Source organism: Catenulispora pinisilvae (genome assembly GCF_015356865.1).
Lineage (GTDB): Bacteria > Actinomycetota > Actinomycetes > Streptomycetales > Catenulisporaceae > Catenulispora > Catenulispora pinisilvae.
In genome coordinates this window covers 23,019-33,880 of sequence record NZ_JAAFZA010000108.1, presented here as the reverse complement: position 1 = coordinate 33,880, position 10,862 = coordinate 23,019, and the positions used below count along the sequence as shown (strand labels likewise).

The 10,862-nt window shown below is 70.3% G+C and carries 11 protein-coding genes; 4 read left to right on the top strand and 7 right to left on the bottom strand.

Annotated elements, in window-relative coordinates; translation table 11 throughout:
- The first annotated feature begins 219 nt into the window (after positions 1-219).
- Positions 220-666, top strand: coding sequence for a hypothetical protein (locus tag IZR01_RS26865; protein WP_194925462.1), 447 nt, complete (start codon positions 220-222; stop codon positions 664-666).
- 67 nt (positions 667-733) lie between these two features.
- Here IZR01_RS26865 and IZR01_RS26860 read toward each other — a convergent pair whose 3' ends face one another.
- On the bottom strand, positions 734-943 hold the full coding sequence (locus IZR01_RS26860; RefSeq protein WP_194925461.1) for a hypothetical protein: 210 nt from the start codon (positions 941-943) through the stop codon (positions 734-736).
- 128 nt (positions 944-1,071) lie between these two features.
- On the opposite strand from IZR01_RS26860, the gene IZR01_RS26855 reads away from it, so the two are divergent.
- On the top strand, positions 1,072-1,611 hold the full coding sequence (locus IZR01_RS26855) for a hypothetical protein (protein ID WP_194894652.1): 540 nt from the start codon (positions 1,072-1,074) through the stop codon (positions 1,609-1,611).
- Between the two features lie 438 nt (positions 1,612-2,049).
- Here the strand turns inward: IZR01_RS26855 and IZR01_RS26850 are convergent, their stop codons facing one another.
- From IZR01_RS26850 to lepB, 4 genes are all read right to left on the bottom strand, one after another.
- Positions 2,050-2,772, bottom strand: a complete 723-nt coding sequence (locus IZR01_RS26850; protein WP_194925460.1) for a hypothetical protein — start codon at positions 2,770-2,772, stop codon at positions 2,050-2,052.
- A 50-nt stretch (positions 2,773-2,822) separates the two neighbouring features.
- Positions 2,823-3,143, bottom strand: coding sequence for a hypothetical protein (locus tag IZR01_RS26845; RefSeq protein WP_194894650.1), 321 nt, complete (start codon positions 3,141-3,143; stop codon positions 2,823-2,825).
- A gap of 100 nt (positions 3,144-3,243) precedes the next feature.
- Positions 3,244-5,304, bottom strand: a complete 2,061-nt coding sequence (locus IZR01_RS26840) for a phosphocholine-specific phospholipase C (RefSeq protein ID WP_194925459.1) — start codon at positions 5,302-5,304, stop codon at positions 3,244-3,246.
- Between the two features lie 98 nt (positions 5,305-5,402).
- Positions 5,403-6,422 carry a signal peptidase I gene (gene lepB / locus IZR01_RS53485; RefSeq protein WP_194894648.1) on the bottom strand — a complete coding sequence of 340 codons (1,020 nt, stop codon included), beginning with the start codon at positions 6,420-6,422 and terminating at the stop codon, positions 5,403-5,405.
- A 220-nt stretch (positions 6,423-6,642) separates the two neighbouring features.
- Here lepB and ppc point away from each other — a divergent pair, with 220 nt between their 5' ends.
- Positions 6,643-9,402, top strand: coding sequence for a phosphoenolpyruvate carboxylase (ppc, locus tag IZR01_RS26830; RefSeq protein WP_194894656.1), 2,760 nt, complete (start codon positions 6,643-6,645; stop codon positions 9,400-9,402).
- A gap of 111 nt (positions 9,403-9,513) precedes the next feature.
- On the opposite strand, the gene IZR01_RS26825 is transcribed toward ppc, so the two are convergent.
- Positions 9,514-9,663: a hypothetical protein gene (locus IZR01_RS26825; protein WP_194894647.1), complete on the bottom strand. Its 150-nt coding sequence runs from the start codon at positions 9,661-9,663 to the stop codon at positions 9,514-9,516.
- A gap of 142 nt (positions 9,664-9,805) precedes the next feature.
- Between IZR01_RS26825 and IZR01_RS26820 the strand changes: the two genes are divergently transcribed.
- Positions 9,806-10,144: a DUF1330 domain-containing protein gene (locus tag IZR01_RS26820; protein WP_194894646.1), complete on the top strand. Its 339-nt coding sequence runs from the start codon at positions 9,806-9,808 to the stop codon at positions 10,142-10,144.
- A gap of 22 nt (positions 10,145-10,166) precedes the next feature.
- On the opposite strand, the gene IZR01_RS26815 is transcribed toward IZR01_RS26820, so the two are convergent.
- On the bottom strand, positions 10,167-10,823 hold the full coding sequence (locus tag IZR01_RS26815) for a response regulator (protein ID WP_228554665.1): 657 nt from the start codon (positions 10,821-10,823) through the stop codon (positions 10,167-10,169).
- Positions 10,824-10,862: the final 39 nt, after the last annotated feature.

Genomic DNA, 10,862 nt, shown 5'->3' with positions numbered 1-10,862 from the left:
AACCCGTGCCCGCCCGGTGACCAGTGGGCCCCCGAGGCTCCGGCCGCGATGACCCCGGCCGACGCCCAGGCTCCGGCCGCGGCGACCCCGGCCGCCGGGAACGCCGTCGGCGGCCTGCCGATCGTCGGCAGCGCCCTGGGCGGTCTGCTCTAACCGAACGCCGACGGGCCCGGCACCGAACCGCCGGGCCCGTGCTTGGAAGTCAAGGGAGTACCGACGTTGCGTACCCGGGCAATCCTGACCGCGACGGCAGCCGCCGCCGCGACGCTCGGTGGCGGCCTGGCCTGCGCCGGGCCCGCCGCGGCGACGACCGCCCCGTTGAGGACCCGAGCGCCGGCGACCGCACCGAAGGCCGTCCCGACCCCGGGCGTCCTGGCGGTCGAGAACGCGCTGAAGGTCGCCGACAACTGGTGTGTCGCCCCGTTACAGTGGTCCCAGCCGCTGTCCACGGACGTGTTCCCGACCGCGGGCCGCGTCTGCGACGACAGAGGCCAGGACGGCGACGGCGTCCACGTCCTGAGCAACATGTGCCTCGCGCCGCTCTCGCTGGCCGGTGCGCTGGGCTCCGGAGCGCCGGCCGCCGTCCCGTGCCCGACCGCCGCTGGCGGACCCGGGTTCGAGCTCCTGCGCAACGTCTCGGTGGCGGGCGTTCAGGCCACCTTCTGAACGCCCCTCCCCACGCACTTTCCCTACTCCCCCTCCGTACATGTCCAATCTTCGCCAGATCAGATTGTCACAGGAATCCGGCGGCCGCCGTGCCGCCGGTCGGCCCCGAACGGGTCACCAGAGATGGAATATCGCCGCTCGACTGCCCCGAAAGATGCATTGCTCCGCATCCGCCAGAGCCGTTAACACGACGATCGACCAGTTCAGGGCCAGGAGGACCGGTACGGAAAGTACGAAGAATGACGTCCAATGAATCACCCAAAACGTCTTTGACCATGCTGCTCCTCGATTGATATACGATTCTTCGGGAATGGCAGTATGGTTCAAAGCACCAAGGTGGCGGGCTTCGGCAACTCTGCCCGTCCGGTCAACACCGATCCACATCTACCGGAAAGAACGATCAACATGGCATTTCTGAAGCACGCCACCGTTATCGCCGCGCTCGCCAGCGCGGGTGTCGTGGGCATGGCCGGCATCGCCTCCGCGGCGACCGACGACGCCTGGAACGGCGGCAGCGAGCACCACAAGGCCGGCGACAATAACGTCGGCCAGGGCGGCCTCATCCCCGTGAACGCGCTGAACAACGTCAACGTCTCCCCGAACCTGGGCTGCCTGGCGGACCACACCGTTCCGGACCTGACCGCGCAGGGCCTGGTCGGCCTGGTGCCGGTCGGCGTGAGCCTGAACCACCTGCTGGAGCACGCGAACCTGAACGTGCTGAGCAACGGCAACATCACCACCGACACCTACGACAACTCCTGCACCTCGAACCAGGGTTCGTCGCAGGCCGGCAACAACACCCACGGCAGCGTGGGCGCGGGCGACAGCAGCAGCTCGCACGCCACCGGGAACGGCGCCGGCTCGCAGAACAACGGCGCCGGCGCCGGCGCCGGCGGCCTGGTCGGCTCCTCGGGCCTGCTGGGCAAGGGCGGCCTGGACCTCTAAAGGTCCGGCACCCACTGGCGACGTCGCGTGCCGGAGTCCGCTCCGGCACCTTCCGAGCACGGCGGCGGGGCCTGATCTCCCCCGCCGCCCGATCGGGCGACAGCCGCACATCACTCGTCAGAGTGATTCGCAAGACAAACGAAAAGCCCCGCGGGTACGCGACCCGCGGGGCTTTTCCTTTGTCCTTGTATCGATTGTCCTTGCCTCGATTCCGCCCCGGCACCGACCCTGCCCCGGCACCGGTTCGCCGGCCGGAGGTCCGGCGACGCGGTGCTCAGTTCACTGATTCAGTGGGCGACCTCGAACTTCGAACTTCGAACTTCGAACTTTGGGCTTCGGGCTTCGGGCTTCGGCCCGCCGAGCCTCCCGACCCGGCGCGCCCGGCGCGCAGGACGGCGTCCCCTCCGTCCCGGTACCTCGGCCCGTCTCAGAGCACTGTCAGCTCTTGGAAGCGCTCTGCGTGTCCTTCAGCGCGTCGCGCACCTTCTTGGCGTCCGCGACCGCCTTCTTGATGTCGTCCCGGGTGTCCTTGGCGGCGCCGCTGACGTCCTTGACCGCCGCGGTCAGCGCCTTGCCGTCCGGCCCGGGCTTCAGGGCCAGCAGGGCGGCGTCCTTGCCGTCGATGCGGGTGTCGCCGGCCTGGACCGCCGTGCTCAGATCGGCCAGCAGGTCCTTGTTCGCCGCGGTGTCCGCGGCCGGGTCCTTGGCCAGCCGGTCGGCCAGGGCGTCGTGCACCTTCACCAGCCGGGCCAGCGCGGCGTTCTCGACGTCCAGCGCGTGCGTGAGGTGGACCTGCGGCACCACCAGGACGTAGACCCGGTAGTCGTCGACCATCGCCTGGCCGTCGGCCTTGACCGCGGCCGCCGTGGTCTCGCCGGCCACCTTGGCCTTCAGCGCCGTCAGAGCACTGACATCGGCGGACATCACCTGGGTGAGGGTGCCGCGCGCGGCGTCCGGCACGTCCTTGTAGCCGGGCAGCGCGCTCTGGAGCTTGCCCAGGGTGGTCAGCCGGTCGGTGATGCCCTGGGTGACGGTGGCCTTGGCCTTGGTCAGCGCGGCCGGGCTGTCGGCGGCGGTGGCGGCGTTCGCCGGCAGGGCGAGCGCGCCGACCGCGATGACGGCACCGATCGCGGCGACACTCAGACAGGTACGAACAGACATGGGTTCACTCCTTGGAGATTCGAGGGAAGGTTCGCCGGCCGGTGCGCGGCTCAGCCGCCGTCACCGGCGGTCTCGGTCGGCTCGGCCGAGCTCAGGGCGCCGTTGATGTCGGACAGCTGCTGGTCGAGCGACGACAGGTCGCCGTCCGGGTCGTCCGCCACGCCCTGGGAGTCGGTGCGGCCGACACCGCTCGCGCTGCCGACACCGCTCGCGCCGCCGGCGGCGCCGGACGTCGGGGTGGCTGTCACGCCCGCGCCGGCCGGGGCGGTGCCGCCGGCTCCGCCGGTACCGGCGGAGCCCTTGCCCGAGCACGCGGTCAGGGCGCCCACACAGGCCAGGACGGCCAGGGCCGAAACGATTCTCGACTTCATGCTTCGATGCTCGCCCGAGCCCGGTAAGCCCCCGATCAATAAGGGATGCGTAAAACGCCCCGGGGTCCGAACCCCGGGGCGTCTCGTCTTCCGTCGCCGGTCAGCCGGTGATGATCGCCGGGTCGCTGGCGCTGGGCCGGCCGTTCTCGACGTGCCCGGCGAACCGCCGCACGTAGGTGGCGTCGCGGTCGGAGGTGACCGTGGCGTCGTACCAGCCGTCGGCTTCGGCGGCGTGGACAACGTGGGTCACGTGCTTCCCGGCGCGCACCCGGTGGGTGGCCGCCCGGTCGCAGCCGTAGGAGTCGGTGACGGTCACGGTGACGTCGGCCGAGCCGGTGTTGGTCAGCGTCAGCAACAGGTTCTGGCTGTGGCCCACGTGTTCGGCCACGACCTCCAGCCCGGCCTTCGCGGCGTCGCCCTTGAACTCGCGCAGGAAGCCGTTGGCCCCGCGCACGTCGTAGTCGTAGGCGCCGGTGAGCTTCCAGGAGCCGGCGATGTCCTGCCGCGCGCCGACCGTGTAGCTCCACGGGCCGGTCTTGTCAGTGGTCGAAGTCACCACGAAGGCCGCGCCGACCGGGCCGTGGCTGGCGAAGCCGATCCGCAGCGCCCCGCCCGCGATCCGGCCGTCCGCCGCCAGGTCGTACGGCAACGCGCGGGCGGGGCGCCGGCCGGCCTCCTGCTTCGGCATCGTCGCGTTCGCCGGCAGGGTCACGGGATAGCTGTTGTGCCGGGCGTGGTCCGGCGGCACGTACGAGGCGGTGCTCGGCAGCGCCGGGACCTCGCTGTGGCCCAGGCCGAAGTCGAAGGCGCTGGTCAGGTCGCCGCAGACGGCCCGGCGCCAGGGCGAGATGTTCGGCTCGTGCACGCCGAACCGCTGCTCCAGGAACCGGATCACCGAGGTGTGGTCGAAGGTCTGGGAGTCCACCCAGCCGCCCTTGCTCCACGGCGAGACCACGAACATCGGCACCCGCAGGCCCAGGCCGTAGGAGCCGGAGTCGAAGCCGTGGCCGGCCGAGTAGTACTCGGTCGAGGTGTCGACCGTGGAGGCGCCGCCGACCGGGCCGCCGGGGACGAACGGCGGGACCACGTGGTCGAAGAAGCCGTCGTTCTCGTCGTACATGATGAACAGCGCGGTCTTGCTCCACAGGTCCTCGTCCGAAGCCAGGATGTCGAGAACCTGGGCGACGTACCAGGCGCCGTAGTTCACCGGCCAGTTCGGGTGCTCGCTGAAGGCCTCCGGCGCGGTGATCCACGAGACCTGCGGCAGCTTGCCGTTCTTCACGTCCTGGGCCAGCAGGTCGAAGTAGCTCTGCCCGGCCGCGGCGTTGGTGCCGGTGCGGGCGTTCTCATAGAGCGCGTCGCCGGGCTTGGCGTTCTGGTACTGGTGGAAGTACAGCACCGAGGTGTCGCCGTAGTTGCCGATGTAGGCGTCGTCGGTCCAGCCCCAGGAACCGTTCTTGTCCAGCCCGGTGCCGGTGTCCTGGTAGATCTTCCAGGAGACCCCGGCGGCCTGAAGACGCTCGGGGTAGGTGGTCCAGTCGTAACCGGCCTCGGCGTTGTCCAGGACCGGGCCACCGGCCTTGCCGTCGTTGCCGGTGAAGCCGGTCCACAGGTAATAGCGGTTCGGATCGGTCGAGGTCATCAGCGAGCAGTGGTAGGCGTCGCAGACCGTGAAGGCGTCGGCCAGCGCGTAGTGGAACGGGATGTCCTGGCGTTCGAAATGGGCCATCGTGCCGGGACCCTTGGCCGGGATCCACTGGTCGTAATTCCCGTTGTTCCAGGCCTGGTGCCCGCCGTTCCAGGAGTGGTCCAGGCCGTCCAGGAACTTCAGGCCGAGGTTCGGCACGCCGTCCGGCCGCCAGGGCAGGATCTCGTTGCCCGAGGCGTCGCTCTGGTGCCAGACGGGCTTGCCGTCGGGCAGCTTGGCCGGTCGCGGGTCCCCGAAGCCGCGAACGCCGCGCAGGGTGCCGAAGTAGTGGTCGAAACTGCGGTTCTCCTGCATGAGGATCACCACGTGCTCGATGTCCTTGATGGTGCCGGTGCGCCGGTTCGGCGCCACGGCGGCGGCCCGGGCGATGCTCGCGGTCAGCACCGGCAACGCGGACGCGGCGGCGGTGCCGCCGGTGAGCTGGAGGAACCGGCGGCGATTCACTGCGGTCATGGAGGCAGACTCCTAGCGGTTCTTGGTGAGGGCTCCCAAAGTGTCCGCAGAGGACGAAGAACTCTCAACCACCGCCGGGGAAAAGTTCGCCGAATCCCCTACGAACCCGCCGGGTGGTCGTCCCGCAGCCAGGACACGACCCCGACCACGTGCCCGACCACGTTCTTGGTCGGCACGAAGCCCGCGTTCCCACCCTTCTTCAGGTAGTTCCACGAGGAGTCGCCGGAGTGCTCGCGGTTGTCGCCGAGCACCCACAGGTAGCCCTTCGGCACGGTCACCTTGTAGACGCCGTTGTAGCAGGGCATGCCGTTCGTGGGGCCGTTCATGATGTAGGACTCGGTGAGCGCGACGCCGTTGCGGTACACCGGGCCGTTCTGGGTCTTGCACTCGATGGTGTCCCCGCCGACCCCGATGATCCGCTTGATCAGCAGGTCGTCGTGCTGGTCCGGCAGGATGCCGACGGCGGCCAGGACGTCCGGCAGGTTGATGGCGCCGGTGCTGCCGGTGCTGCTCTCCAGCCAGTTGTCCGGGTCGTGGAAGACGATGACCTGGCCCTGCGCCGGAGCGCCGCCGAACCAGCTGGACAGCTTGTCGACGAAGACCCGGTCGCCCTTGTACGTCGTCGGTTCCATCGACGGCGAGGGGATGTAGTACATCTGGACCAGGAAGGTCTTGATCAGCGAGGTCAGGGCCAGCGAGACGACCACATAGCCCAGGATCTCCAGCCAGGCCGGGATCCGTCGGCGCTTGACCTGCTTGGCGGCCCGCCGGCCGCCGCCCCGGCTGGGAACCGCCGCGGGCTCGGTCTCCTCGGCGGCGCCGGTGACCGCCGGATCGGCGGCCGGGCCGAGGTCAGCGACCGGATCGTAGCCGTTCCCGGTACCGAAGTCGTGCTGAGCGCCGTAGCGCTGCTCCGCGCCGTAGCCCTGCTCCCCGTAGCCCTGCTCCCCGTAGCCCCGCTCCGTGCCGTAGCCGTGCTGGGCGCCATAGCCTTGCCCAGTGCCATAGCCGTGCTCGGCGCCGAAACCGTCGCCGCCGCCAGACCTGCCGTAGCCGTCGCCGAAAGGCGGTTCCGGGGGCTGGGAGCCCACGGCCGCGCCGGGATCAGTAGCGGCCACGTGTGCCCCCGTTTCAAGTCCTGGGATATCGGTTCACTTTATGGCCGATCTCCGGGTCTAGGAAGGCCCGATGTTTCAGTCCGGTAACAAGTCCAGTAGCCGGACGGAGATCGGCAGGATTCGCGCCCCAGCTTAGAGTGGGCGGGAGTGGGACGATCCAGCCAGGCATCAGGAGGCTCTTGTGTCCGCCGTACCGTCGCCCCAGTCCGACGACGCCGCCGTGCAGACCCCGGCAGATAGCCCGAACGACCACACAGCCCGCCCCGCCGACGACGCCGAGCTGCGCGCGGCCATCCGCCGCTTGGGGGACCTGCTGGGCCAGACCCTGGTCCGCCAGCACGGTCCGGAGTTGCTGGAGCAGGTCGAGGCCGTCCGGACCCTGGGCAAGCAGGGCGCCGACGTGTCCGAACTGCTCGCCGCGGTGGACCCCGGGCAGGCCATCAAGCTGGTCCGCGCGTTCACCGCCTATTTCAACCTCGCCAACACCGCCGAGCAGGTCCAGCGCGGCCGGGAGCTGGCCGCCACCCGCGCGGCCGAGGGCTCGTGGCTGGGCCAGGCGGTGGACCGGATCCAGGCCGCCGGCCTGGCCGGCACCGCCGCCGACGCGGTCCAGCACCTGTCGGTCCGGCCGGTCTTCACCGCGCACCCGACCGAGGCGGCGCGCCGCACCGTGCTGGCGAAGCTGCGCAAGGTGGCCGAACTGCTGGAGGCCCCGCAGACCCCGGGCAACGAGCGCCGGCTGGCCGAGACCGTCGAGCAGCTGTGGCAGACCGACGAGCTGCGGATCACCCGGCCCGAGCCGGTCGACGAGGCCCGCAACGCCGTCTACTACCTGGACGAGCTGGCCGCGCACGCCGCCCCGGAGGTGCTGGAGGAGCTGGCCTTCGAGCTGCGGCGGCTGGGCATCGAGCTGCCGCTGACCGCGCGCCCGCTCAGCTTCGGCTCCTGGATCGGCGGCGACCGGGACGGCAACCCGAACGTCACCCCGCAGATGACGCTGGACGTACTGGAGCTCCAGCACGAGCACGCGATCCGGACCGCGCTGGCCGCGATGGACTCGCTGCGCGAGCTGCTGTCCACCTCCGAGCGGATCGCCGCGCCGACCGCGGAGTTGCAGGCGTCGCTGGACGCCGATCTGGAGGCGCTGCCCGAGATCCCCGGCCGCTACAAGCGGTTGAACGCCGAGGAGCCCTACCGGCTCAAGGCGACGACGATCCGGCAGAAGATCATCAACACCCGGACCCGCATCGCCGAGGGCCGCCGGCACGACCCGCGCCGGGACTACCTGGGCACCGCCGAGCTGCTGCGCGACCTGTCGCTGATGCGCGATTCGCTGTACGCCGACCGCGGCGAGCTGATCGCCACCGGCGAGCTGGAGACCGCGATCCGCGCGATCGCCGCCTTCGGCCTGCACCACGCGGTGCTCGACGTGCGCGAGCACGCCGACGCCCACCACCACGTGCTGGCCCAGCTCTTCGACCGGCTCGGCGACCAACCGTGGCGCTACGCGGACCTGCCGCGGGAGTACCGGACCCGGCTGCTGGCCAAGGAGCTGGCGTCCTCGCGGCCGCTGTCGCCGCTGGGCCAGGTGCCGGCCGAGACCCTGCTGGACGCCGCCGGGGTAAAGACCTTCGGGGTGTTCACCGCGATCCGCACCGCCTTCGAGAAGTACGGTCCGGACGTCATCGAGTCCTACATCGTGTCGATGACCCGTGGCGTGGACGACCTGTTCGCGGCCGTGGTGCTGGCCCGCGAGGCCGGGCTGGTGGACGTGCACGCGCACACCGCGGCCATCGGCTTCGTGCCGCTGCTGGAGACGCCGGAGGAGCTGAAGATCGCCGGCGCGATCCTGGACGAGATGCTGTCCGACCCCTCCTACGCGGCGATCGTCGCGGCGCGCGGCGGCGTGCAGGAGGTCATGCTCGGCTACAGCGACTCCAACAAGATGGGCGGGATCTCCACCTCGCAATGGGAGATCCACCGCGCGCAGCGCGAACTGCGCGACACCGCGATGCGGCACGGCGTGCGCGTGCGGCTGTTCCACGGCCGCGGCGGCAGCGTCGGCCGCGGCGGCGGCCCGTCGCACGACGCGATCCTGGCCCAGCCGTGGGGCACGCTCGACGGCGAGATCAAGGTGACCGAGCAGGGCGAGGTCATCTCGGACAAGTACGCGATCCCGGCGCTGGCCCGGGAGAACCTGGAGCTGACGCTCGCCGCGACCCTGGAGGCCACGGTCCTGCACCGGGCGCCGCGCCAGTCCGCGGAGGACCTGGCGACCTGGTCGGCGACCATGGAAGAGGTGTCCGCGGCGGGCCAGGACCGCTACCGGGAACTGGTCGAGCACCCGGACCTGCCGGCCTACTTCTTCGCCTCGACGCCGGTGGACCTGCTCGGCGACCTGCACCTGGGGTCGCGGCCGTCCCGCCGCCCGGACACCTCGGCGGGCATCGACGGTCTGCGCGCGATCCCGTGGGTGTTCGGCTGGACCCAGTCGCGGCAGATCGTGCCGGGCTGGTTCGGCGTCGGTACCGGGCTGGCCGCGGTCCGGCAGAACCCCGAGTTCGCCGGAGTGGACTGGCAGGACATGTATGAGCGCTGGCACTTCTTCCGCAACTTCCTCAGCAACGTCTCGATGACGCTGGCCAAGACGGACCTGCGGATCGCCCGGCACTACGTCGAGACCCTGGTGCCGCGCGAGCTGCACCACTTCTTCGACACCATCACCGAGGAGTACGAGCGCACCGTCGCCGAGGTGCTGCGGATCACCGGCGAGTCGGAGCTGCTGGGACAGAACGAGACGCTGGCCCGGACGCTGCGGGTGCGCGACATGTACCTGGACCCGATCTCCTACCTTCAGGTCTCGCTGCTCAAGCGGCAGCGCGAGGCGGCGAAGGAGGGCCGGCCGGTGGACCCGGACCTGGCGCGGGCCCTGCTGCTGTCGGTGAACGGCATCGCCGCCGGGCTGAAGAACACCGGCTGAGCCGCGGGCGCGGAGGTAACGAACCGGGCCGAGGGCCGAAGGTAACGAAAGCGGGCGGCGTCTACAGACGCCGCCCGCAATGCTCGTGAAGCCGCTAAAGGCTTTCAGCTCTCATCTGATCGATGCGTCGTACCCCTCGACGCTGCCACTGACCCGCGCCACGCGGCGCTCCCTGCCGCGCTTGAACAGCCCCGACACACAGATCCCCACGACCGCGGCGGCGATGAATCCGTTCAGGACCATTCCCAACGACGACGACATCCACAACTCCCAGGTTAAGCGCTGAATCGGCCCCTCCCGTGGGTCACGAATGTATTACCCCGGAGGTAATCGCGCCAGGTGTCACGCCCCTGCGAACCTTGATCTCGTCAGCGAATACGACAGCTTGAGGAGACCAGAAGAGATGACCGCCTACGCACTGGCCCACGTCCGGTCCGTCGAACTCTGCCCGGACATAGTGGAGTACCTGGAACGGATCCAGGCGACGATGGACCCCTTCGGCGGGCACTTCGCCTTCCACGGCGGGCAGAAGGACGTCGTGGAGGGCTCGTGGGACGGGGACATGATCCTCATCGAGTTCCCCGATCTGGAAGCCGTGTGGGCCTGGTGGGCCTCGCCGGAGTACCAGGAGATCAAGCACCTGCGGACCGACCACATGGTGGCCGACATCGTGCTCTTCGAGCGGTTGGCCGAGGGCTACCAGGTCGGCGAGACCGCCGCGAAGCTGAAGACGCTCCTTTGAGGCGGCGGCGACGCCGCGCCGCTCAGGTGAGCAGGCCGCGCTTGTAGGCCTCGCCGACCGCGGCGGCGCGGTCGCGGACGCCGAGCTTGGCGTACGTGTGCAGCAGGTGCGTCTTGACCGTGGCCTCGCTGATGAACAGTTGACGGGCCGTCTCGCGGTTGGTGGCGCCGGAGGCGACCAGGCGCAGGACTTCCAGTTCGCGGTCGGTCAGCGCCTCGCCGGCCGGCCCGGCGGCCGGAGCGGGGGCCTGGACCCGGGTCATCAACCGCTGCGCGACCGTCGGCGCCAGCACCGGCTGACCCGCGGCGGCGGCCCGGACGGCCCGGATGAGGTCTTCGCGCGGCGCGTCCTTCAGCAGATAACCGGTGGCCCCGGCCTCGATCGCGGGCAGGACGTCGGATTCGGTGTCGTACGTGGTCAGAACCAGGACCCTGATATCAGGCTGATCGGCCCGCAGCCGGCCGATGGCCTCGACCCCGCCCATGGTCGGCATCCGCAGATCCATCAGGATCACGTCGGGGCGGGACTGCGCGGCGCACACCAGGGCCTGCGCCCCGTCGGCGGCCTCGCCGACGACCTCGAAGCCCTCTTCCCCGTCGAAGACACCACGCAGACCGTCGCGGACGATCGGATGGTCGTCCACGATCAGCAGCCGGAGGGGAATCGAGTCAGCGGGCATGCGGTCCATCATCCCCCGGTGCGGTCCCCGATCGGAACC

Coding starts and splice junctions, on each gene's coding strand:
- IZR01_RS26825 (WP_194894647.1), bottom strand. CDS start 9,663: ATGTCGTCGTCGTTGGGAATGGTCCTGAACGGATTCATCGCCGCCGCG.
- IZR01_RS26820 (WP_194894646.1), top strand. CDS start 9,806: ATGACCGCCTACGCACTGGCCCACGTCCGGTCCGTCGAACTCTGCCCG.
- IZR01_RS26815 (WP_228554665.1), bottom strand. CDS start 10,823: ATGCCCGCTGACTCGATTCCCCTCCGGCTGCTGATCGTGGACGACCAT.
- IZR01_RS26840 (WP_194925459.1), bottom strand. CDS start 5,304: ATGACCGCAGTGAATCGCCGCCGGTTCCTCCAGCTCACCGGCGGCACC.
- IZR01_RS26845 (WP_194894650.1), bottom strand. CDS start 3,143: ATGAAGTCGAGAATCGTTTCGGCCCTGGCCGTCCTGGCCTGTGTGGGC.
- IZR01_RS26850 (WP_194925460.1), bottom strand. CDS start 2,772: ATGTCTGTTCGTACCTGTCTGAGTGTCGCCGCGATCGGTGCCGTCATC.
- IZR01_RS26855 (WP_194894652.1), top strand. CDS start 1,072: ATGGCATTTCTGAAGCACGCCACCGTTATCGCCGCGCTCGCCAGCGCG.
- IZR01_RS26860 (WP_194925461.1), bottom strand. CDS start 943: ATGGTCAAAGACGTTTTGGGTGATTCATTGGACGTCATTCTTCGTACT.